Below are 25,026 nucleotides of genomic sequence, written 5' to 3' on the forward strand. Positions count from 1 at the left end.
TCAACAAACATTTCTAGCCTCCATTTCTTTTCGGTTTCAGGCAAAACAAAATCAGGCACCGCACAAGCTATGCCTGATCTTTGCTCTTCTTTTCGAAGGATCGGGCCGTCTTCGGCAATAAACGTTCACCGAAACGGCCCGCCATTTCAACTAATACATTATTCCGTACAACCGGTAAAGCGTAACAGCAGCTTCCGCCCTGGTGATCGGCGAAACGGGCTGCAAGTAACCGTTATAGCCCTTGAACAAACCGGCCGAAACCGCACGGGCCACACTTTCCCTGGCATAAGCGGATACCTGCGAAGCATCCCTGAATTCCGGCAATGCCTCTCCGCTGACCACGGAGCGTTCTTTGCCTGCCGCAAGCATGGCGCTGTCCAGCATCATCATCATTTCCTGACGGGTTACCGGCTGCTCCGGCCGGAACTCACCACTGCCCGAACCGCGCACAATGCCCAGCGTCCGCGCAGCATTCACATCTTCATAGTAATAATCAGCCTGCGCTATATCCGTAAAGGAATGGGAGGCTTGCGCCCGCAGATCAAACAACCGCATAATCATGACTACCGCATCCGCGCGGTTAATAGTTTGCGCAGGCGAATACGAATGCTGCGAGACTCCCCGGATGGCGCCCTTAGATGCAAGAGCTTCCACCGCTGCCTGCGCCCAGCCGTAGCGGCCCAGATCGCTGAAACTCTTGGCTACAGAGACAACTGCATAACGGCTGAAGTGATGTGTGGTGAATAGCATCTCACCACCTATGCTGTCATATCGTCCGCTGACTACCGGCTGTCCATTTCCGTCTTTACCGATCTGCCAGAACGTCAGCTGAGACGGGTTGAGCGCTTCAGCGGAGGAAAGCTGGTAAGGCGTGCGGAACGTAACGGTCGCTAGATTGTTCTGCCAGCTGACAGGATTTCCGTCCACGGCAGCGCCCAGTTCGACAGCCGGACGGCTGCCCACAGCCTGCTTGACGTCCTCATCCGCACCGGACAGATCCGCGAGCTTAACGGACACAGCAATCTGCTTTGCTTCTTTAGCCATGCCCGCAAACATATCGCCCGGAAGTAGCAGGCTACCTGCAGGGGTAATAAATTGGATCCGCACCTGCTTCATTGAAGCCAGATATGAGGCAGGCAGCTGCAATTCGAATATTGTCTTACCCGCAGCTGATCCGGCCTTAAACGTAAGCGTCCGCACTCCATTGGTATCCGCCGGAGCGGCGGCGAGCGCCTTCGCTAGCTCCGCTGTGCCGGGAGCAAGAACAGACTTCGCACCGTCTGTTGCGCCTGCGGAGACGGAAGAGGCCGGTGTGCCGGTTCCGGTATCAGGGCTGGTAACAGAAGTTCCCTTCTTACTGATAACCAGCAGTTGCGTTCCAGGTACGGCTTCGTAATAGACAAATGCACCTTCACCCTCACGGACCGGCTTCAGGTTATAAGAAGTGGCTCCCCGTGTGAGAGTAACCTCACTCCATTCTGCCGGAACCTTCGTTCTCAGTGTCAGCGGCTCATTATAAATTGCTGGGTCCAGTGCGCTCTCCAGCTTAACCTCAATTGCACCGGAAGCGGTTTTAGTAGCCTTAACTGTGGCGTTCTGTCTTTCACGCAAATATTTGCCCACCTCGGCAAAGGTACCGTTCCAAAGAGCATCTATCCGCTGGGCTACATATCCGTAATGATTGTCATACAGGCTGAGCGGAGGTGAAGACCAGCCTTCACCATCATTGCCATGGCCGGTCAGAATCAGCCAGTTGCCCTTGGCGATGCCAAAGTCGGTCCACTCATCCAGTTGGACGGCCGTTGTCGTGCTTTCAACCATTGTGCTGCTCAGATTGTAATACTGCTCTGTACTGCTGGCATTGCCGGCATTGTTGCCTCCCTGGCGCGCGGCAACGAAATACTTGGCTGCTTCTGCCGCAACCGCCGCATTGCTCGTATTGTACGGGAGCGCCAGCGATTCCGGCTTATAACCGGTCTTCTCCTTGATCCGGGCGACAGAATCCTTGAACTCGGAGGACACATTTGACGCGCTGAGCGTGGTCAGATTCCGGTGAGTAACCGTATGGCTCGCTATATCGAAAATCCCTTTATCCAGCAGTGCTTTCCACTGATCCCACGTGCCCGTGGAAGCGCCAGTGTCATTATAACCATCGTCGATCCAGCCGCTGATGAGCGCCAGCGTTCCCTTCAGACTGTATTTTTCATGCAATCCGGCAAACCGTAAAACGGATTTGTAGATACCATCATCGTACATTATCGAATACGCGCCGGCCTTGCCGTCTTTCCAGGTGGTGACCTCCGTATCCCCGATGCTGTAAAGTGTGCCCCGGATGGCTTTGGCCACTGTATCGGCTAAAGTCCAGGCTCCCTTCGGATTCGGATGAATCTTATCTGGAAAGTCGCTGCGGCTTCCGGCTGTGGCCGCGTTCACGTCGATCAGGGTTGCGCCTGTCGCTTCAGCCGCCTGCCGGATCAGAGGAATGACCCCGTTTTGCAGGACGGAGTTGACAATGCCATAAGCCTGGTTCGGATCGTCGTTGAACACTGCCGGTGGCAGATTGACAAAGACCTTCGGATGACTTGGCAGTGCCTGATACAATTGAATCAGCTCTTTATAATTGCTCAGAAACTGGTTCTGCCCCTCCTTCCAGTTCCAGGATTTCGTGTCATTGGTACCAAGCTGGATAACCACAACGTCTGGAGCATAAGTCTGGCTGGCCGCAAATGCTGCTTCGTTCCAGTATGGATCGTCGCCGTCCTTTAGCAGCGTACGGCCGCTGACGCCGAAGTTCTTGACGGCAAAGTTGCTCCCGAGCAGCGACTGGAGCTGTGCCGGATAACTCGTTACCCCGGCATATTTCAGCCCGGCTCCTGCTGTGATGCTATCGCCGACCGCTGCCACCTTGATTTGACCTTCCGGACGGTTCTTCTCCGGAATTTTTTCCGTATACGTGGCGGGAATTTCATCCGACGGATATTCAGCGAAGTACAGATCATCAAAATAATAAGTGCCGGGATTCCACTCCGACAACCGGATTTCCTTCAGACGGCTGATATCTGCAGAGGTCTTCATCAGTGGAAGAAACACTTTCGTCCACTGCCCCTTGACTGAACCCACATCGGTCCAGTTATTCACGGAGACCGTGCCGTCTGTATCCACAAAGGTAACGTGGACGGTGTTCGATCCCTGCATATCCTTAACATAGAAGGCCAGATAATTGAAGCTGGAAGCATCTATAGAAGCTGCGCCGCCCTGGGGCTTAATGATGACAGATTGCTTATCCGCTCCCGGTGAGCCGCCGTCTCCAGTGACTTCCAGCTTCACACTTCCCATTCCTTCAGGATTGACCCCAAATGTCCGGTCCACTGCCGCGACGGCATTCACACCCTGGCCAACCTGCACGTCTGTCTCCTCAAAAGACTGGAACCAGCCGCTAGCACCTACAGGATACGAAGCGGGCTCCGCGCCGGTCTTGTAGGTTGCCGCGAAGAAGTTGTCGACCCCTAGCTGCTCAGAAGCGTTCATGCCGATCCTGATCTGGGTAATCGCCAGCGTATTCAACTTCCGGCCGGACAGTGGAACGCCCTGCGCCTTCAGAAGCGGAATACTCAGCCGCGTCCATGCATCTTTCACCGTCTTCCCTTCCGTTTCCGTTGTCCAGGAACGCCCCTCGGCATCCACGAGCGTAATGGAAAGAGGTCTGTCCCCCACGCTGTCCTTGGCGTAGAAGTTCAGGTAATTGTAGCCTGTCAGATCGCTATTGATCGCGCCGCCCTGCGGAACAAATGCGGCATAAGTCCCGTCCGCTCCGGAACCGGCTGTGATCTTGAGACTCTTCGTGCCGTTGCCTGCCGCGCTGTCTGCTGCTGATTCCAGCTGCAGCTGAGCGGATGAAGATAAATAACCCCGGCCAGACTCAAAGCTCTGGAACCAAGTCGAAATACCGGCCGGCTGCGGCTGCGTTCCGGCTGAAATCCGGTTATACCGGTTATAACGCTCGGCCAGAATATCCTTCACCTGCTTCGGCGTTGTCCGGTCCATATGATACAGGCCCATCGTCTGCATGCCCGTAATATTGGTATACCAGTTATATGCAGTCCACCAGGCTGCACCGCTCAGCAGTCCGCCAGGGTTCGGCGTTCCGTCCTCCGCCCGGGTAGCTGTGCGGGCAAAGGCATTGAAGGTGCCGGAGAACAGCGCCGTCTGCCTTGTGTCCGAGGCGGTTTCGTCACCCGACCAGTAGCCGTACTCTGTGGCAATAATCGGCTTACCCGGATGCAGCGCATGTATGTCCTCAATTTCCTCCTGTGTCTCCAAGTCAGTATTCGCGCCGTAGAAGGCGCCGAAATACATAGTCATTCCGATGATATCCGCCGGGGAATGCGAATGGTCGCTCACGCCTTTGTACGGATTCGCCACGGCCGACTGGCCAACCAGTCTTGTTCCGTCGATAGCATGTGCAGCGTCGCGCAGCTCTTGGATAAAGTTGACACGCTCCAGCTGCCCGCCTGACTCATTGCTGACTCCGTCAAACCAGACGGAAGGACGGTTGTAATTACTGAAGATCATTTCCTCCATCATTTGCTTGGCCTGGCCCCGCTGACGCTGCAGGTCGAAGGCTTCTCCACTGAACCAATAGGCCGGAATTTCCTGCCATATGGCCAAGCCGATCCGGTCGGCATACTGATAGGTTGGCAGGCTGTGCGGAAAATGCCCAGTTCGGACGAAATTGGCTTTCAGCTCCTCCCTGATCTTCAGCAGGTCGCTATACCGGGTAGCATTATCAAGCGAAGGTCCTTTGTCACTACTGTCCTCCGTATAACCGACCCCAGTGAGGAATGGTGCCAACTCTCCATTCAGCTTAAGCTGTACACCTTCCGCTTCCAATGTACGGATACCGAACTGGGTATAGAAGGTGTCCGTTACTGCTCCACCGGTCTTCTGCTCTACCTTTAAAATATACAGATTCGGTTCAGACGGACTCCACAGCTTCGGCTCAGGTACTTTCACCTCGATTGTTTGTACCGCCTGCCCGTTGACCGGAACCGTAAATGTGCTTCCTTGTGCCGCGACAGCTTCCGTACCCGTCAGGTCCTGCGCATATTCGCTGAGCTGGTTACCCTCTCCGATCTCCGCTTCATAGACTGTATAGGACAGCTGAACCTGCTTCAGCGTTTTTCCCGTATGATTCAGAAAGGTGCGGACCGACAGTTGTCCATCCGTATCCAGCGTACGCACATCACTGCGCACCACATAGGTTTCCGGCATAAATTCAACATAGGCGTCCCGCAGAATTCCTGTGTAGTTGAACCAGTCGGACGTCGCGTACGGCAGTATTTCCCCGTTATTGAACGTGTCCCATTTCGGATTGTCGACCCGCACAGCGATTACATTGTCGCCGCCGTAGTTCAATAGACCGGAAACGTCTAATGCGAATGGCGTGTAGCCACCCTGATGCCCGCCCGCATATTGTCCATTGATCCACACATCCGCAAAATAGTTGACGCCGAGGAAAGTAAGCTGTGCTGGCTGCCCCTTAAGAGAGTTACTCACCTCAAAATGTTTGCGGTACCATACACCTCCCTGATAACCCGATTTGTCACTCTTGTTTTCCGGACCACTCAGTGATTCGTAAACCACACCCTCATCCTCCGGGAGAGGCAGCGTCTTGCCGGTCCAGCTAGAGTCATTGTAACCAATCTCCTGTCTGCCGCCCGCCTCTTCCTCAAGACCGGCAGTTCTAGCGCTGTCCCGGGGTGCTGCTGACAGCTGGGAATCCAGGGTGGTTCTTTCTTTTTTCCAGTCCCCGTTTAAAGAGAGGTACGTTCTGTCCTGCTGCTTCTCGAAAGAACCCAGCGGCAGACTACTAGAATAGGGCATCGCTTCGCCGTTCACATCCTTCAGTACCAATTGCGTAAAACCGGCATTCGGGAAGCCTGCGCTTTCGTTTTTACCGAAATAAAATTCATCCAAATAATAGATCCCCGCTTTCACCGGTGTCACCGTCACTGCACTAAGGCGTGCAAATTGGAAATTCGCGCCCTTATCCAAAGGTATAACGATCCGATTCCACCCACCTGCTATCGTCCCTCCGGTCTGCCAGTCTACTGTTTTGCCGCTAGCATCCCTCAACTGTACGGACAGTGTCTGACCGCCCTGCTCATCCCATACATAAAAGATCAGATGGCTGAAATTTGTTGCATCAAACTCAGGCTGATAGTCGTATGGCAGGTTCTTGTCCGGGGATTCCTCGAGTGCCTGTGGCCTGACGACTATGCCATTCACGCCAAGTTTTGACGAATCCTGGGACAGCACAGCCCGAATGCTAGCAGAGTTGTATGCACTCGCCGACTTCTCCATGCTGAGCGCGGTACTCACCCCGGTACCGGCCGTAATCCCGTACCGTCCGTCCTGCCCTCTCGTCTCGAAATTCTGATACCAGACCGCTCCGATATTCTGGGTTCCGCTGATGAAGCCGGCCAGTACATCGTCTTCGGCCATGGCAAAATACATATCATCGAGATAATACACTCCGGCATTGTAAAATCCGACGTCGACCGATACAATTTTTGTCAGGTCAATCTTCGAGGCACCTTCCAGCGAAAGCTGCATTTTTACCCATTTATTCTTGGTCGATTTGGAGGTTCCCCACGTATCCCAGACGCCCCCATTGGCGTCCTTGATGCGGAATTCCACTCCATTGCTGCCCTGGGTGTCCTTCAGATAGAAAGCAAGATATGAATAAGCCGACGCATCGAACGTATCACCTTTTTTGGGCTGTACGCTCAAATAACTCCCGGCCGTATAAGGCCAGTCATTTTTGCCCGTCGTGACCATTACACCGGCCATGCCCGCTGCGTTGGCTATATCACCTGAGGATACGGCGGTGGCAGCGCTGCCTGCGGAGTAGCCGGTTCCGCTCTCGAAATCATTGAACAAGGCCGTGCGCTCTGGCTCAAAGGCAGGCGAAGCATCCGTTTCGTTCTGGGCCAGATAAAGATCATCGTAGTAGTACACATTACCGTAACCCCAGTAGGTTCCGAGTTCAATCTGCTGCAGTCTGGTCAAATCAATTTTCGATTTGTCCAACTTTACGGTCATTTTCACCCATTGCTTCGACTCCGTCTTGACCGCTGCGTTTGTTTCCGTATCCCAGACCCCGCCTTCGGCATCCTTGAATACAACATGAATACTGGATCCGGCTGCCGCTGTCGTATCCTTGACGTAGAACAACAGATAACTGAAGGGGGAAGCATCCATATACGTCGCACCGGATACGGTCAAGCCGCCCTCAGGTTTAATTCCGGCTCCATAAACGCCGGTGTTCCAGGCTTCGTTCCGTTCCTTCCCTTCCCCGTCCGTATAGGTATTCTGCACCATTTTAAGACTGCCGGAGCTTGAGGAATAAGCAGCAGCCGCAGTGACACGCTGGGCGACCGTCGCGGTTCCCTGACCTGACAAGCCATAGCTGCCATCACTGCCGGGTTGTTCGAAGCTCTGGTACATGACAGGCGCCGACGGCTCTATGCCATCATCCGGATAAGCGGGCGGCAAAGCGGCAGCAGATTTGGCAAAGTACATCTCGTCAAAATAATAGATGTTGCCCCAGCCCCAATACTCGCCCAGCGAAATGGAGACAATCCGCGAAAAATCGAGTTTTGTCTTATCGAGCGGAATCGAAAGCCTCGTCCACTCATCCTTCACGGACAGCGCCTGGTCCGTATTGGCATTCCATTCTTTCCCGTCTGCATCCCGGATGACAACATTCGGGTTATGAACATCGGCGTCCAGAATGTAAAAATTTAAATAGTTATAGGCAGAAGCATCATAATAGGTTGCTTCTGTAACTGTATCCTTCTGCGGCGATACCGTGAATCCGTAAATATCGGTGTTCCAGGCTCCGCCGCCGGGATTATTGTCGTTCGTCTGGATCAGGCGCACACTTCCCCGACTTCCGCCTCCCGGTGTCCGGTCTGTAACCGACGCCGTTGATGAGGTGCCGACGGCAGAAATTCCATAGGTCCCCCCCTCCCCGGCATGCTCAAAGTTCTGATACCACTTGCTGTCTGTCTGCATCTGCGGTGGTGTCTCCTGCGCGTAAGCGATTTCTCGTGCCATTCCCCCGAACACGACTGGGAACAGCAAAACCAGTGCCATGGCCGCCGCGAAATATTTGTTATGCCCCCGCTTGCACTTTACCGATGTGCTTATGGACTGCATTACATGACTCCTTTCGACTCTCTTTATTTGAAATCGATTTCATTTTTAGATAAAAAAAGAAAACAGAATTATGTTTCATTCCTTCCTCTTTCAAATATATAAAATAGTTTGATCGAATAAGGCATCCAATGCAATATGACTCATTCTTATATCATTCTTGAAATCGATTTCATTTTCAAATAAAAAAAAGAAATCCTCCCTTCCACTTCCTTCCATCACTTCCCAACTCTCTAACCCGTATAACAGGTTGAAGCGAATAAGCAATAATTGTAATCGATTTCAAATCTATTATAAGAATGCTCCAATAAAAATGTCAACGCTTTCTTTGATATTTTCATACTTACACTTTTCAAGCCAAGTGTATCGTTAGATCTGGTTCTCCTCTTCACTCATTGGTAAACTATTATCTCCATGATATCGTCTTCTATAAACCAGAAGACGATATTTTTTATTCTCTTACGATCAGCTTCCTATATGAAATTCCAATATTTACACCCGGAGTAATGGACTACTTTCGGCAACTTCTTTTAGCACTGAGTTATTCTTCGTTTTATAGTTCTGAAAAATCTAAGCATTATCGAAATCAGCTTTATCTACAGACGAACAGCGATTTGATTTTGTTCAGAATCTAGCACAGAACCCAACCACGACTATCACCCCGGCGCAAGTTCGCGCCATACAATGCACTGGTAGCTTGCCTTCGTGATATCGATGGATCTAATCACTTGAGGACACAGTTTAAGCTATAAGCTACAGATGCGTCCTCATTTATTTTCCGCTATAATGACTCCATACATATTATATAGAAAGAAGGAATCTTTATGGAACCAATCGTTTCTACCCGATGGCTGCTTGCTCGGTTATACGAACCTGAACTGGTTATAGTCGATTGCCGTTTTTTACTCACGGATCCGGAAGCTGGACGCAAAGCCTATACAGAAGATCATATTCCCGGCGCAATCTATCTACATCTGGAAGAACAACTCTCAGCTCCAGTAGGCGAACACGGGGGACGCCACCCACTGCCTGAAATTTCAAAGTTAACCGCTGCACTTAGTAAGGTTGGCATTAATAGAGACAGTATTGTCGTTGCTTATGATGATCAAGGCGGAGCCAACGCTTCCCGTCTATGGTGGATGCTTCGTTATTTAGGGCATGAACGTGCGTTTGTAATGGACGAAGGATACTCTTCATGGAAAAATACCTCCTTCCCAGTGAGTGATCACCAAGCCGTACGAATTCCGAGTCATTATGAAGCTGATGTTCAGAAGGACATGCTTGTAAGCATGGAAGATGTGCAAAACGTGGTTAACGACGGTAGTGCGTTGTTGATCGATTCACGGGAATCCCGCCGCTATAAAGGACTTGAAGAACCCATTGATCCTAAGGCAGGTCATATTCCCGGAGCTATCAATAAGTTCTGGAAGGAAGTTCTCGATGATCAAGGACGCTGGAAATCAACTGAGGTGCTGAAAGAGCATTATGAGGGAATTGATCCTGAGCAAGAGATTATCGTCTACTGCGGTTCAGGTGTAAGCGCCTGCCCGAATGTGCTCTCGCTTAGAAAAGCCGGATATAAGAATGTGAAGCTGTATGCGGGTAGTTGGAGTGACTGGATTTCGTATGAGGAGAATCCGGTGGCGACGGGGGAAGAGTAAGAGCTGCGAAGCCGTTCCGGACACGGGCTTGTGGGTTGTGACAGGTTATGGACAAGTAACCTGTTACAGTCCTCTTTTGGTTGTTCTGCAAACAGCTTGCAAACAAGAAGTCAGAGCTTGGGGTTCATGGGGTTAACCTAGTTCTGTGGCTCACCCCTTGGTGTGTTGGTTCTTCCCATTTGTTTTGTTCTTTTAAAATTTAAATATTTACTGTACCCCCTGACCCCCTTGTAAGCCGTAGCCTTTCAGAGCGACTGGGGATAAACCTTTTGCGTTGTAGTGGGCTTGCAACGTGGGTTGTCCATTGTACAGAGTCTGTTCGGTCAACATGTGCTGTAAGTACTGGCGAAAGGTGGTCGGCGGTCAGTTCTTCTAGCTTGAGCGTCGGGTAACGTTCTGTCAGCCAGCGTTTCAGGTAGCGTTAGTGGCTTTTGTGGTCGTTTATCGACCGTGGCTTCAAACCTTCTGTTTGTTTGGCTCGTAGAAAACGTTGAAGTAGTAGTCAAGCGAATGATGCAAGTTAACCGCAGTGGAAGTCAATCGTTCACGTATTGCTGTGGATAGTATCAAATGAATCGCTCCTCTCAAAATGGGTGCAAAAATCCGCCAAAGCTATGGCGGCAACGTACTAGTTCATATATAATAATTATAAAATCTGGAAATCCAAGCGGACAAGCCATACATAATTTATTCAGTCAATCCACACTGCGCTAAGGGCAGCAATCTTCAACAAACGTCACAAGAGGAGGTGTTGATTCCATGGACTTGGAAGAACAAAGGGTTTGGAGTGAGAATCTTAAGGCTTTAAATGAAATGATGTTAAATCCCCAAGAACATGCCCAAGCCGTTCAATCATTTCTTTCTCTGCATGCTTGGTTACATTCTTCATCCGTTGGGAATTTATCCGAACTAACATTACATGATGCCGTAATAAAAAAATTGGACGAACAAACCTTCAGAAAGTACCCAGTGAACCTTTCGGATACGAAAAACTCGATTGCATGGCATCTTTGGCATAGTGCCCGACTTGAGGATATGGCCATGAGTATTCTAGTTGCGGATGATCAACAAGCTCTTTATTCTGGAAATTGGTTCGAAAAAATGAATACTAGATTTACTCACTCTGGTAATGAGATGAGTGAAGAAGAAATTGCCGAGTTAAGTTCAAGTATAAATTTCGAATCATTATTGGCTTACAAAACTGTCGTTGGTAAGCAAACAAGACAAATCATATCGATGTTGAAGCCAGGACAATTTGTAGACAAGGTTGAACAAAGCAGAATCAAACGATTGTTCGATGAAAATGCTGTTACTCAAAAGGCAAGTAGTCTAGCAGATTACTGGAGTAAAAGAAATATAGCTTGGCTAGTACTGATGCCTGCAACAGAACATATCTTTATACACTTGAAAAAATGCATCCATATAAAGGAAGAACTTAATTGACCAATGAAGAAGTCACTCCAAAGAGCAGAAGTGACATTGTTAGTGAGAAACGATAAATCAATGTGAAGACTTGCAAACAACAGGCTGCAAACAACAACGTTGCGGCCTGTTCTTGTCCCATCCACACCTTCCGGGTGCTACTTTACTTCGCATAGCTTTCCTTGGCGTTCCTTTTACCTCACTAGATTACCTTGGGTTACCTTGCCTTGGCATTGACCCCACTACTGTACAAGCCCCGTCGGTTATGAGCTTTTTGCTCCCTAAGTCCTCCTAAGCGTAGCCAAGGTGGCTCGTTGCACATGTTCGTTGGTATATCTTCCAAGGCATTCCCACCGCGCTTCTCCGAACCCCTACCTTTTGGTGTTGGAACCCTCTGAATATGGGGTTTTGTGGGGGGATAAGAAGTTGGAGTGACTGGATTTCGTATGAGGAGAATCCGGTGGCGATAGTAGAAGAATAGAATAAAGAACCTGCGGCGCGGATTCTTGTGATTCCCTGGAAATCAGAGGCCCGATTTACCATACTGGAAAAATATTGTATTCGATTTTTCCATTGTATTCGGTTTTTCGCATAGATCTGCCTTCTCTACGTTACCGGTGGCACATTGTATTCGATTTTTCGCATACATTTGGCTCGTTTACCTACCGTCGGCACATTGTATTCGGTTTTTCGCATACATCTGCTCGTTTACATTACCGGTGGCACATTGTGTTCGGTTTTCCGCATACATTTGGCTCGTTTACGTTACCGACGACATATTGTATTCGATTTTTCGCATACATTTGGCTCGTTTGGCTCGTTCAGCCTGCCGGTGGCACATTGTATTCGGTTTTTCGCATACATTTGCCTCGTTTACGTTACCGTCGGCACATTGTATTCGGTTTTTCGCATACATTTGGCTCGTTTAGCTTGCCGGCGGCACATTGTATTCGATTTTTCGCATACATTTGCCTCGTTTACGTTACCGGCGGCACATTGTATCCGGTTTTTCGCATACATTTGGCTCGTTCAGCTTGCCGGCGATACATTGTAATCGGCTTTCCGCATACATTTGGCTCGTTTACCTACCGTCGGCACATTGTATTCGATTTTTCGCATACACATGTCTCCTTCACCTTCCCGGTGGCACATTGTATTCGATTTTTCGCATACACATGCCTCCTTCAATCGGCGGCACATTGTGTTCGGTTTTTCATTCACATTCTCACGACGGCTTTCATCTTCAAACCAAATCTGGACTTTGTAGCGTACCTATATATTCATAGTAAATGATCCGCTGAGATGAACCTCTTGCCACCGGGCGAAATTTACCTTTATCCACCAGCTGACGGCAGTATTTAATGATCGTCATCGTGTGCAATTCCAGCTCTCTCGCGGCATCAGCTGGGCGAAGGACACGATGGTGCCGGATGGCTGCCCGCATCAGATCGCGCTCGATTCTGGAATAGGCTCTCTCAGCGGTTGTCTTCGCAGACTTTTCTGCTAACAAATAAGAAAAGAGAATGTTCCGCAGCGAGGAGAGAATGAAGGATGAATTTTCTTTTAGCTCATCCAGCGAGATATAGAGCACCGTGCAGTCTTGAGACTGTAGAAAAAGCCCGCGGTTCAAGTCCATCCGGTATTTACTACGATCCGTTCCATGTGAGCCATAGTCCATGATCTCAAATGCAATACGCGAGGCTCCGATCTCCCACAAAATATCCACAAAATAGGACCTGCTGCGCCAGTCCTTAACTTCATATTCTGGGTGTAATCCGTGAAAATGTCCGGCTAGAGGCCACCACACCTGCTCGACAAACAAGCGGTTTCCGTAACCATGACCGCGTTTAAGTGCATCGAGCCGCTCTCCCTTCCTTTGTTTAAGATGATTACATAACCATTCATTATGCTCCCTCTCGAAACCCATTACCTATCCCCTCGCTCTGCAACGAAATATGTTTCTAATCATACAAAACCCCGCCTCTATTCCAAAAGGAAAGGAGACGGGGCATTCTTTGCCTCGTTTGGTTTTATCTATACATAGTGTGCCACATTATCATTTGAATGCACAATAGGAAATCGGCAGGATCATTCAAAACAAGGCTATAAAGAAGGTTTACGAGGTGATCCAGAGTCTGTGCTGTCGTTTATTTTTGTGAATAATTCTTGTTTGCAATCAAAAAAAAGAAGACACCGTAACAGCTCGCAAACATGCGGCGCAAACGGCTTGATCCCAGAAAACACACATATAAGAATATGAGAGGCTGCCCGGGAAGTTTGGGCGGCTTTTTACGTCCAATCCGTTCGCCGCCGGCCTTCGAAGCCAATCGCTCTAAAATCCAGCGTTCGTATAATCCAACAACCTGTGAATATCGTTCTATGACGTTGACCTTGTCTGTGCCAAGTAAACCATTAGCGTACAGAGCTGGCTCCTGCGCGTCAAGACTGCTCGAATGTGCTGGCGATGCTGGAGTTGTCCTGTATATCTTACACTGGAATTTCTCAGATGGGTTCTATTTTCATGATAAATGGAAGACCAATACAATAGTTTGTTAATTCTTTTAAGATAACGGTTCGCAATATATGGATTCATTTCTTTCTTTTTTGACCACACGCTTTTATATTCTAAATAGGTATTATAGCCTGATGTAACTACCACCCTTCTGGACAATCCTTCCTCTAGTTGTATATAGTGTATAACGGAAGTGGCACTTAGTTAGCAAGGTACTAGGAGGAGAAATACGGAAATGGCAAATATATTGGTAGTAGAAGATGAACGAGCGATCAGTGACTTAATTACAATGAATCTCAAGCTGGTTGGACATACATATAGCAAGGCTTACCGTGGGCCTGAGGTTTTCGAAATTCTGGAGCGTGAAAAGACTGATTTGATTCTGCTGGATGTTATGCTTCCGGAACTGGATGGTTTTGAAGTGATGCAGCGGATTGCACATTTGCAGATTCCAGTGATTTTGATCACCGCCAAGAATTCTTTGGCTGACCGCATTAAAGGCTTCGAGCTGGGCGCGGATGATTATATCATTAAACCATTTGAAATCCTTGAATTGCTGGCAAGAATCAATGTAGTCCTGCGCAGGGGTGAAAAAGGCACTTCCAGCTTCATTTGCGATAATGTTGAGGTGCGTTACCTGGAACGGCAGGTTTTAGTAGACCAGACACCCGTTGATTTGACCGTTAGGGAATTCGAGCTGCTTGAGGTATTAATTCGTAACCGGAATATTGCATTGTCGAGGGAAAAGCTGCTGGAATTGGCGTGGGGCTATGATTTTGAAGGCGACACCCGCACCGTGGATGTCCACATCCGGCAACTACGTAAAAAGCTGGGCTGGGAAGAACGGATCAAAACCATTTTCAAGCTAGGCTACCGCCTGGAAGTTCAGAGCTAATCATGAGATTCTGGCATAAGATTCTGCTGTCGGTACTCGCTCTCTTTATTGCCGCTCTGGATGTAAGTGTCATTATGGTGATGAAAAAAAGCTGGCAGCTAAACATGGACAGTGAAATGCAGAGAGCATCCAGTGAGCAATTGTTAATCGCCAACAATATTTATGAGAACCTTAATTCTATTCAAGCGCGGGGAACGGCATTGACCCCTATTCTACTGGCCAGCGTATCTGAGTCCTATGGCGATTACTACCATAAGCAGGGAATCTATTTGCAGCTATGGGAGAACGAACGAATGATTTACCCTCCCCAAAAAGGACAATTCGGGAAATCAGATTTTGGAAAAGACGGTCAGCCTGAATCCTCAGACGAACGCTCGATCCAACTCTCCACTCAGCTTCCTGCTCCATACCAGCATTTGCTGCTTGTCTATCAGCGTGATATCAGTGAGCTCTTCAACAAGCAACAGGAACTGAACCGCTTTTTTGTAATGATTAACTGGATCGTGGGACCCATTCTGCTGCTACTTCTTTATCTGCTAATCCGGCATCTAAGCAAACCGCTAAAGCTCCTGTCAGAGACCAGCAAAACGATCGCCGAAGGCGACTATACGAAACGGGTGCAGCTGCGCAGCAAAGATGAATTTGGCGAACTGGCCCTGAACTTCAACCGGATGGCGGAGGCCGTGGAGCAGCGGGTTACCGAACTCTCGGACATGGCTGAAGAGAAACAGAGGATGGTGGATAATTTGGCCCACGAGTTGCGCACGCCTTTAACCAGCATACAGGGGTTCGCCGAGTTTATAACCACGGCCAATATTGGACAGGAAGAACAGCAAACTGCGGGCGGCTATATTCTTAGTGAAACCCTTCGTCTCAAGAATCTGGCCTTCAAGCTGCTGGATTTGTCTGTCCTCCGGCATCAGCCGTTGGCTTTTCAGCAGGTGGATATTTCGGAACTATTTCAAGCTATCCAACAGACGGAGCGCCCAAAATTTACGGATGCTGGCATAAGCTTTCATGTCCACCATACGATTCCAAATGTCTGGGGAGATCCCGACTTACTAGCTTCATTATTGGTAAATCTGGTTGAGAATGCGATTCACGCCTCCAAGCAAGGCAGTGAAATCTACATGCTGGCTTATGACCTGGATGGAGAAGCCGTGCTAGAAATCCGTGATACGGGAACCGGAATCACCACAGAGATGGCTAAACGCGTGTTTGAACCGTTCTACCGGGGAGACCAGGCTCGTTCACGTGAATACGGCGGCGCAGGCCTAGGATTATCCCTATGTCGGCAAATTGCTGAAGCGCATAAGGCCAGACTGTCCTTAAACTCTGTCCTCGGCGAGGGAACTAGCATCAGACTCTTTTTACAACTCTATAACAACTGCCCTCCTACTCTATAACATCTTTGGATTAAGGTTAGGAAGATTCATCATCATCCGATCCCAATGGAGGTTAAGTTAAATGAAGAACAACAAGATTTCCGCTACACTCGCTGTACTCTTGTTCTCTGGAAGCGTGCTGGCGGTGAGCGCAATGGCTGTCCCAGGATTTGTGAATACCACCGACGCCAAGAGCATTCCTGCAGTACAAGACTCGGGCAATCTAACCTTGACCAGCAGCAAGGCACCCGTACTAAAAGTAGAAGCAGAAGCTCCGGTATCTACTGTGAACAGAGATCTAGAGCAGGTGATGACCCAAGAAGAAATGCAGCAAATTTATGATTTTGTGGACAAGCCCAATAACGAAATTATCACCTCTGGAAGGGAAATGACCAAGGATGAAATGAACCGGAGGCTGATATTGGAAGACCAGTATGTGTATGACGGCCTTCGTCCCAAGCAGCTGTTCGCGTTAAAGTCGGGACAAGCGGAGTTTTATTTTGATTTGGAGAAAAACACGCTCAAGTATCCGAATCGGACATTGACTGACGAGGAACTGTTACAATTTATTGACTGGTACTACCGGGAGGCCTATGCCTTGTCCAAGCGGAATATTGTAACCCCTCCGGACTCAGGGAATTTGAGCCAGATCGACGCCGTCGCCATGGCCGCTTCAAGTGTGCGAAAAATATTCGGAGCTGACGTCTCCAAGCTTGAAGTAAAAACAAGCCAAGGAGAATTCATGCTTTCAAAGAAAAAGACCTGGATGGTAATATTCAGCCCTTATAAAACGAACACCTTAAGAGGACAAGGTAAGGAATTTTGGCAATATACCGTAATCATTGATACCTCCACCCGGACGGTAGTAGATACGACCGCAGCTAATTTTTCACTCACAAGAACCCCGATCAATGCTGAAGCTGCCATCGCTATCCAAAAGGATGCAACCTGGATTAACGAGGCTATAAAAATAGTTACAGACAGACAAGGAGAAACCCGAAAAATCGTCATGGCTTCCCTGACAGACACTGACGTAAATAATAAGCGCGGCATGGTAGCGGTCAAAGTGGTGCTCGAAGACGGCAGCAGTTATACTGCAGAGTTACGCTACCCAGATCAGACTCTTCGATGCCTCATCTATGAAGAAGCAGAAGCTGCCAAATAGGATCATTCTAACGGTTCATCTCATAAGAGGGGAATTTAATATCTACTGGAGAAGAATACGAGTTAAGAGGAATTGGGATAAGTAGTTTCCTTTATGGACTGAACTGGGTGCTTAGTAAGATCCCGGTTCAGTCCTTTTGCGTTATTTTGCAGACAATCTGCAAACAAGAAATGCATAAAGTTTTAAGATTTACGTTTTGATAGTCACTTTGATTTGTCCAAATTGCATTTAATAGAATATTTTGGTAGATTGAATCCAAGGACTTGTTAACCCACTGATCAGCGCAAGTATTGTTCAAAACTAAGCGTATTTACCGAGGGGAGATCAACTTTCTATGAATATAGCCGTCAAATTGATGCAAAAATTCAAAGACCGCGATACCCAGAATAAGCTGAAAGTTTATCAGGACAAAGTGGTGCTCATCAGAAAACGGAATTTGGAAGCATGGGATGATGGGCAGCTTCAAGCGGAATCCCTCCGGCTACAAGAAGAAGCAAAATCCGGTACACCTTTGGATGAGCTACTTATCGATGCTTATGCGTTAGTTTGTGAGACAGCGAAGAGAAAGCTCGGATTAAATCCTTACGATGTCCAGATCATGGCTGCCATCGCTCTGCACGAGAGATTTTTGATCGAACAGCATACCGGTGAAGGAAAGACACTTTCTGCTGTTATGCCTGCATATTTAAATGCACTGACCGGCAAAGGCATTCATGTGCTGACTTTTAACGATTATTTAGCCAAGCGGGATGCAGAGTGGATGGGCCCAATCTATCGTTTCCTCGGGTTAACGGTAAACTCGGTTCAAGCGGGGATGAGCCTGTCTGAGAAAAAGGAAGCATACGCCAAGGATATAACCTATGTTACGGCCAAAGAAGCGGGATTCGATTACTTGCGCGACACCATCGCACTAAGTGAAGCCGATACCGTGCATCGTCCTTTCCATTATGTCATCGTCGATGAAGCGGATTCGCTGCTTCTCGACGAAGCACGGGTGCCGCTAGTCATCAGCAGCGATTTGCCCTCTTCCAGGAGTGACGGCTTTCGTTTCGCAGAAGTGGCTCAGCAGCTCAAGCGAGATGAGCATTACGACTTCGACGAGTTCCAGAGGAACGTTTACTTAAATGAAGCAGGCGCTGCGCAAGCGGAATCGATGCTGGGATGCGGCAATTTGTACGATAGCCATAACAGTCACTTGCTGACGTCATTAAATTGCGCGCTGCATGCGGAATCGTTATTAAAGAAGAACGTCGATTACATCGTTCGGGACGGCAAAATCGAGCTGATCGAAGAATATACCGGCCGGGTGGCGGAGAACCGGTATTTGCCGGACGGGCTGCAAGCCGCGCTTACGGCCAAAGAGGGGCTGTCCTCCATAGCCGGCGGGAAAATTCTCGGGACGATCACCATTCAACACTTTATCAGCCTGTATCCGCAGATTTGCGGAATGACGGCTACTGCTCATGCTTCCGCAATGGATTTCGAAGATATTTATGCGCTGCAGGTGCTGCAAATTCCGCCGAATCGGCCAAACATCCGGATCGACCATCTGCACCGAATTTATACCCATAAAGAAGCCAAGCTTAAGGCACTCGTACAAGAAATCTCGTCCGTCCATAAGTCGGGACGTCCCATTCTCATTGGTACGTCAAGCGTCGAGGAGTCTGACATGCTGGCGAAGGCGCTAGCGGTTGCCGGCGTACCTTGCCATGTTTTGAATGCAAAAAACGACGCAGAAGAAGCCGGGATCATCGCCAAAGCGGGAGAAACCGGTGCAGTGACGGTGTCTACAAATATGGCGGGACGCGGGGTCGACATCCGGCTCGGCGGCGTCGACCCCGCGCAAGCAGAGGTTGTCGCCAAGCTGGGCGGGTTGTACGTAATTGCCACCCATGTGAACGAAAGCGTGCGGATCGATGACCAGTTGCGTGGGCGTTCCGGTCGCCAAGGCGACCCAGGAGCTTCCATTTTTTATGTAAGCTTGGAGGACGAGTTGCTGCTTCGCTTCGGCATCCATAAAGCGGTTCGCGCTTCCAGGCAGGATGAGGCTCTTGAAGAGACGGTGCTCAGCAGCAAGATCACAAGTATTCAGCGTATTGTTATGGGCCAAAACTTCGATATCCACAAGGAACTGAACTGTTATTCGGATATGGTGGAGGATCAGAGGCGAATTCTATACGCGGAGCGGCTCCGAATTTTAAAAGGCGAGCAGCCGTTGAGCCCCGCGGAGCAGTGGGTACGGCTTTTTTATATCGACGAATTCTGGGCTGACCATCTTGCATACGTTTCTTACCTTCGCGAAGGCATTCACTTGGAGAGCCTTGCCAGCCGCAATCCGATCGACGAATTTCATGCACAAATCACTGAAGCCTACGAACAAATTCCTTCTAAAATAAATAACGCGTCGGAGAATATGCTTGAAAGGCTCGGAGGTTCGAATGATCCGGCAGAGTGGGAAAAGTTCGGTCTGAAAAGCCCTGCTTCCACCCGGACTTATATTATCAACGATCAATACCTACAGAATAAGCGAACCTCGTGGACCGGAACGACCGTATTTGCTTATTGGCTTCGCACGGTTGCGAGGCCGATATTCAAGCTGTCTAAATATTGATGCAACGAAGGGGCGGCTAGTCCCTACTCCTCTAGCTCATCCAGCTTCGCTTCCAATTCAGCCAGCTTGCGATTCGCATGATCCAATATCTCCTGTTGTTCTGCGGTTTTTGCTCGTTTTATTTCTTTTTTAATGGCCACAATCTGCTGTTCCAAATAGAGAATTTCGGCTTCATTATCTGCGTTGTTCCAGATCTGTGAATAAGTCATTGTCGGTCTCCTTTTTTCAAATTAAGAGAAGCTTCCACAAAGTTCAATCGAACTTTAGGAGAGCTTCTTTTTTCTCTACAATTGGGTTTCAAGTTCACGCTTTTAGTAATATCCTACTCTTGTGATGCTTCCTTTATTAACGGCATCCCAGCTTCAACCAAACGTTTATTACGAATGAAGAAAATGGACAGTATTACAATAAACAATCCTGTTCCAACAAGGAGCCATTCAATCTCAATTACATCCGCAAGCGGACCGAATATCAGCATTCCAATTGGCATCATGGAAGTCGATATCATTCCAAATACTCCAAATATGCGTCCCAAGTAATCCGGATCTACCTTCTCTTGTAGCATAACGGTTGTCGGTGTATTAAAGACGGGCATAGCTAGGCCGAATATAGCCATCATAGTCAAGTAGACCCAAAATACAGGTACAATACCCAAAGCAATCGTACATACGCCCATAATTAAGCTAGCGAAAGTCATCGTATAAACCTTGTTACGGAAGCCGCCCCATGATGCAATAATTGCTCCGCCAACCATCATACCGATAGAAAAAGCAATTTCAATGGCTGTTAATCGCCAATAATCATCTCCAAAGCTGCGTGTCACTTGTAGCGGTGTTAAAAATGCTGCCGGCGCCATCAATACAAAGAAAAAGGCGAAAAAAATGAAAAAGGTTTTGAGAAAGCTGTGGTTTTTGATATAGCTTAAACCCTGTTTAAAATCATCCAAATAACTAGTCGTTTGCTTATCAGTCGCTTTTTTATGCAAAGATATTTTCAAAAAGAAAGATAATGTAAAGATCGCTATCGCCGCTGTGACAACATCGATAAAGAAAATAACCTCTATGGTTGCCATTGTAAGCAATGACGCGCTTACGATCGGTGCAACAAACATCATAAGCGCTTGAAGACTTCCGTTTATCCCATTTACCTTCGTCAGCTTATCCTCTGGTACGATTTGAGGTAATATTGCCCCAACTGCCGGCGTTTGTATCCCAGCTCCGAGCGCGCGAACTGCAGCAATGGCGAACAACAACCATATCTCATCATAACCTAATAGAAATGTAATGGCTAAAATCAGTGTGACAAAGGCAATCAAGGCATCTGCTATGATAATAAGATATTTTCGGTTGAAACGGTCCGCCCATACACCTGCAAATGGAGATAATAGAAAGGTAGGAATGAATCCACAAATAATAAATAACGTCATCATCATACCTGATTTTGTTGTTAGTGTAACATACCACATAATTGCATATTGAACTAATGCAGAGCCGAATAACGAAAACGTTTGACTACTTAAAAAGATAATAATATCCCTTTTCCAATGTTTTTTGTTTGGCGGTTCGCTTGGTATCACTATATCTAACTCCTCCATCTTAAAATAATATCGTTCATTCCTCATTCGCTTATTAAAATTAATTACCAAATCCAGTATTTCTAATTCTATGTACAAAAATTTTATATAAATCACATTTCTAGAATAGCATAGAAATATTCAAAATTTAGCGTTTTTCTAGTACCAATCCAAAAAAACTATCTCTTCTCTCCATATTTTGGATACTTAGACGAAGCGTGGAAACGAACGTGCTTGTGTGCCTGGCACACAAAGAGCCGGTATGCCTCTCTTACGAGAAGCCACCGACCCTTTTTTTACATTTATTTCATCCTCCGTTTATACACCCGCATAGCTGAAGCCCAGAAGAACCCAAGTATTGCTAAACACCATAAAACCGCTGCAAGCGTAGTTTTATCCGCCGTTCCTCCAAGTAAAAGAGCACGAATGCTCTCGATAAGTGGTGTCATAGGCTGATACTCCGCAAATACGCGGATAGCCGCGGGCATGCTATCGGTCGGGGCAAAGGCTGAGCTAACGAATAAAAGTAACATCAGAATGTAAGAAAATACTCCGGCTCCCTCGAAAGATTTGGCAAGCAAGCCAAAGGTGACGGCAATCCAAGTGAACGCAAGAACGCTAAGTAACAAAATCCCAATGGCTAATACCCAACCGAGCACATCCGCTTTCGGCCGAAATCCCATACCGAAGGCAACAAGGAAAATTGCAAGCAATGAAATGACGTTAAAAACTATTGAAGCAACCACATGACCGCCTAGAATGGAGGCTTTTGCAATCGGCATAGAGTGGAATCGCTCGAATATTCCTTTCGTGAGATCGTTATTGATACGTAGAGAAGAATAGGCCACGCCACTGGCAATGCAAAAAAGCAATATTCCGGGAACAATATAATTGATATAGCTTACATCACCTGTGTTCATCGCTCCGCCAAAGATGTAAACGAAGAGTAGCATGATCATGATCGGCATGGCGATGACGGTAATTATCGTGTCGATGCTACGTGTGGAGTGACGAATGACGCGCCCGCTCATGACGGCGGTATCGCCTAGAAAATGAATGAATTTCATAGGGAGTCCTCCTTTTTGCTGGTGACGATTGCGAGAAAAACATCCTCAAGCGTAGGAAGTTTTTGGGCAAACTCGGCAATTTCTATGTCAGCTTCCGCTGCTTTCATTAGCAGTCGCATCATCTGTCTTGTACTCCCGTCTGTAATGACGGAGAGCGTAAGATTGTTCAAATCTACGGTCGCGTTAATTTCCTTAAACAGGTCTTGTGCTTGATTTAGCATTGTTTCATTGTCGAATCGAAGTTCGATATGACCCCTAGGCAATCTACTTTTAAGCTCAGCTGGACTGCCGCTTGCCACAATATGACCTTCGTGTAAGATCGCAATTTGATCGGCTAAATGGTCAGCTTCCTCTAAATACTGCGTGGTTAAAAAAACAGTGACACCCGATCTCGCTAAATCCTTGATCATATCCCACATAGCAAGACGGGCTTGTGGGTCAAGTCCGGTTGTCGGCTCATCGAGAAATATTACCGAAGGCTTACCCAATAAGCTCATGGCCAAATCCAAGCGGCGACACATCCCGCCGGAGTAAGTGGAGATTCGGCGATCGGCGGCATCGAGCAAGTCAAAACGGCGTAACAACTCCTCAGCTTGTTTGTCAGGGTCGGGTAAATGACGAAGTTTAGCCATCATTCGCAGATTCTCGCGTCCGGTCAGGATATAGTCTGCGGTTACACTTTGTCCTGTCAGGCTGATTTCCTTACGTACTTGCTCCGGTTTTTTGGTTACGTCTCCTCCATTAATCTTCGCGCTTCCGTTGTCGGGCTGCAGCAAGGTGGCAAGAATTTTGATCATAGTGGTTTTACCCGCACCGTTGGATCCGAGAAGAGCAAAGGTTGAACCCTTTTGCACGGTGAAGTCCACCCCTCGCAATACTTCCACGTTCTTATAGGATTTTTTGAGGCCAATTACCTCAATGGCCCAATTGTTCGATGTCATCCTAATTTCCCCCTATCTTCCAAGTTTTTTATGAATGGACTCGTTCATTTTGGCTCGCATTTTCCCTGTCCAAGTCTGTGCAGAAACGTCTTCGAGCAAGCCGTCGCAGAACGCCATAACGTCATTTCCTACGATCTCCAGAACATCTCGGCCTTCAGCAGCTCCCATCTCAAACATGTCGAGCATTTCGGGGAACAGGTTGATGACACTAGAATCGTTAGATGAGAAGTTCAGCATGTAACGCGATGCGATATTGTAAACTTCTCGGTAATCGTTCGGAAGCGCTTTTGAACGTTTTACGCACTCTTTGTAAGCTTTTTTTTGTTCACGTAAATCTTTAAATTTAGCGAGCATGTTCTTATACACGGCTATCCTCCTTCAGTTGAGTAAGTCTTGACGATACATATCCCCATTTCTCCCAAAACATGGACAGTTCCCGCCATCCCTCTTCATTTAGACTATAAAATTTCCTTGGTGGTCCTATTTCGGACGGTTTTTTCTCGATATCGACGAGTTTATTTTTTTCTAACCGTATCAAGATGGTATAGACCGTTCCTTCAACAACATCTTCGAAACCGAGCGCATTTAGCGTTTTTACGATTTCATACCCATAGGTTTCTTTCCGGCTGATGATTTCAAGTACACAGCCTTCCAAAACTCCTTTCAGCATTTCTGTTAGGTTATCCATTAAAATCCTCCAATGCTACTCTGTATTGCTTAGTACCACTATATAGTATCACCGAGTAGCTAAATTGTAAATAGGAGGAATAGGGACTTACGAAAATAACGTATCATCAACTGTAGATATCCATTAAGATTTGAACATCTAAAAAATGTTATGTCGAGAAAGACATTGGTAAATGACAAAAAATATAATTATAAGGTAGGTTGAGTAACGATCATGAACAACAAATCACTTTACAGATCTATCGTGTTGGCTCTGTGTTTGACCTTTGTCACGTCGTATAGCGGCAGTATGATCTCAGCAACGAAGGCCAAATTTGAAGCGATGATATCAGTTGGTATCTTTGATGGTGTATCCGATACTAGACAGCTTCGAGCTGTCCAAGGACGGGAAGACGGTCAATATCAAGTTTTACAATTCGATGATCCGTCCAAAATGCCAAAAATCGAGGGAAGCGGCCTGACAACGCTATACAGAAACTCAGTGAAAAACGATGAGAAGAATCCGATCCTCGATACGGCAACAGAGTCACTAGTCACCAAACCTAAGCCTACTACATCATTGACATCGGAGCCTGCGAAGAATCCGAACCCGAACGATTGAAGTAGGATTAAATCATGAGGTAATCAGGTGCTACTGTGAAAGAGGAAAAGCAAAAATTCTAATTTTTTATGGTCAGAGAACTAAGAATGCTTGCTTGCAGGCAAACAAATGATCATTATCTTCTAAGTCCACCGTTTAGAAAAAACAAAAAGTTAGGGAAGCAGAAATGACTGCTCCCCTAACTTTTTAACTTATATTTAATACGTCTCAAAACGATTATTCCAACAGATATATTATAAAAATATTAGTTATTTCATCAATGAAAGAGATAGATAAATAGGCCGCA

15 protein-coding genes are annotated in these 25,026 nt (G+C 47.6%); 7 read left to right on the forward strand and 8 right to left on the reverse strand.

What is annotated here, in order from left to right:
- Nucleotides 1–150: 150 nt before the first annotated feature.
- Nucleotides 151–8,223 (reverse strand): glycoside hydrolase family 2, encoded by an 8,073-nt coding sequence (locus tag UQ64_RS14200; protein ID WP_060624102.1) that lies wholly within the window; start codon nucleotides 8,221–8,223, stop codon nucleotides 151–153.
- A gap of 821 nt (nucleotides 8,224–9,044) precedes the next feature.
- On the opposite strand from UQ64_RS14200, the gene UQ64_RS14205 reads away from it, so the two are divergent.
- On the forward strand, nucleotides 9,045–9,881 hold the full coding sequence (locus UQ64_RS14205; protein WP_060624103.1) for a sulfurtransferase: 837 nt from the start codon (nucleotides 9,045–9,047) through the stop codon (nucleotides 9,879–9,881).
- A 759-nt stretch (nucleotides 9,882–10,640) separates the two neighbouring features.
- Nucleotides 10,641–11,324: a hypothetical protein gene (locus UQ64_RS14210; protein WP_060624104.1), complete on the forward strand. Its 684-nt coding sequence runs from the start codon at nucleotides 10,641–10,643 to the stop codon at nucleotides 11,322–11,324.
- Between the two features lie 1,222 nt (nucleotides 11,325–12,546).
- Here UQ64_RS14210 and UQ64_RS14215 read toward each other — a convergent pair.
- Nucleotides 12,547–13,230: a hypothetical protein gene (locus UQ64_RS14215; protein WP_060624105.1), complete on the reverse strand. Its 684-nt coding sequence runs from the start codon at nucleotides 13,228–13,230 to the stop codon at nucleotides 12,547–12,549.
- A gap of 820 nt (nucleotides 13,231–14,050) precedes the next feature.
- Between UQ64_RS14215 and UQ64_RS14220 the strand changes: the two genes are divergently transcribed.
- From UQ64_RS14220 to secA2, 4 genes are all read left to right on the forward strand, one after another.
- Nucleotides 14,051–14,710, forward strand: coding sequence for a response regulator transcription factor (locus UQ64_RS14220; RefSeq protein ID WP_060624106.1), 660 nt, complete (start codon nucleotides 14,051–14,053; stop codon nucleotides 14,708–14,710).
- Nucleotides 14,711–14,712: 2 nt separating this feature from the next.
- Nucleotides 14,713–16,116, forward strand: coding sequence for a sensor histidine kinase (locus UQ64_RS14225; RefSeq protein WP_060624107.1), 1,404 nt, complete (start codon nucleotides 14,713–14,715; stop codon nucleotides 16,114–16,116).
- Nucleotides 16,117–16,177: 61 nt separating this feature from the next.
- Nucleotides 16,178–17,260, forward strand: coding sequence for a hypothetical protein (locus UQ64_RS14230; protein WP_060624108.1), 1,083 nt, complete (start codon nucleotides 16,178–16,180; stop codon nucleotides 17,258–17,260).
- Between the two features lie 334 nt (nucleotides 17,261–17,594).
- Nucleotides 17,595–19,871: an accessory Sec system translocase SecA2 gene (gene secA2, locus UQ64_RS14235; protein WP_060624109.1), complete on the forward strand. Its 2,277-nt coding sequence runs from the start codon at nucleotides 17,595–17,597 to the stop codon at nucleotides 19,869–19,871.
- 23 nt (nucleotides 19,872–19,894) lie between these two features.
- On the opposite strand, the gene UQ64_RS14240 is transcribed toward secA2, so the two are convergent.
- From UQ64_RS14240 to UQ64_RS14265, 6 genes are all read right to left on the reverse strand, one after another.
- Nucleotides 19,895–20,080 (reverse strand): hypothetical protein, encoded by a 186-nt coding sequence (locus UQ64_RS14240; RefSeq protein ID WP_060624110.1) that lies wholly within the window; start codon nucleotides 20,078–20,080, stop codon nucleotides 19,895–19,897.
- 113 nt (nucleotides 20,081–20,193) lie between these two features.
- A complete protein-coding gene (locus UQ64_RS14245; protein ID WP_060624111.1) occupies nucleotides 20,194–21,465 on the reverse strand; it encodes an MFS transporter in 1,272 nt (423 codons plus the stop codon).
- Between the two features lie 281 nt (nucleotides 21,466–21,746).
- Nucleotides 21,747–22,511 carry an ABC transporter permease gene (locus UQ64_RS14250; RefSeq protein ID WP_060624112.1) on the reverse strand — a complete coding sequence of 255 codons (765 nt, stop codon included), beginning with the start codon at nucleotides 22,509–22,511 and terminating at the stop codon, nucleotides 21,747–21,749.
- Complete coding sequence (locus tag UQ64_RS14255) at nucleotides 22,508–23,452, reverse strand: ATP-binding cassette domain-containing protein (RefSeq protein ID WP_060624113.1); 945 nt, start codon at nucleotides 23,450–23,452, stop codon at nucleotides 22,508–22,510. The genes UQ64_RS14250 and UQ64_RS14255 overlap by 4 nt, the downstream gene beginning before the upstream one ends.
- Nucleotides 23,453–23,464: 12 nt before the next feature.
- Nucleotides 23,465–23,818: a DUF1048 domain-containing protein gene (locus UQ64_RS14260; protein WP_082651129.1), complete on the reverse strand. Its 354-nt coding sequence runs from the start codon at nucleotides 23,816–23,818 to the stop codon at nucleotides 23,465–23,467.
- The gene (locus tag UQ64_RS14265) at nucleotides 23,811–24,140 is read right to left on the reverse strand and encodes a PadR family transcriptional regulator (protein WP_042187640.1); all 330 of its coding nucleotides are present in this window, start codon (nucleotides 24,138–24,140) and stop codon (nucleotides 23,811–23,813) included. The genes UQ64_RS14260 and UQ64_RS14265 overlap by 8 nt, the downstream gene beginning before the upstream one ends.
- A gap of 213 nt (nucleotides 24,141–24,353) precedes the next feature.
- Between UQ64_RS14265 and UQ64_RS14270 the strand changes: the two genes are divergently transcribed.
- Complete coding sequence (locus UQ64_RS14270; RefSeq protein ID WP_060624114.1) at nucleotides 24,354–24,740, forward strand: hypothetical protein; 387 nt, start codon at nucleotides 24,354–24,356, stop codon at nucleotides 24,738–24,740.
- Nucleotides 24,741–25,026: the final 286 nt, after the last annotated feature.

This window comes from Paenibacillus etheri (assembly GCF_001012825.1).
Classification (GTDB): Bacteria; Bacillota; Bacilli; order Paenibacillales; family Paenibacillaceae; genus Paenibacillus_AQ; species Paenibacillus_AQ etheri.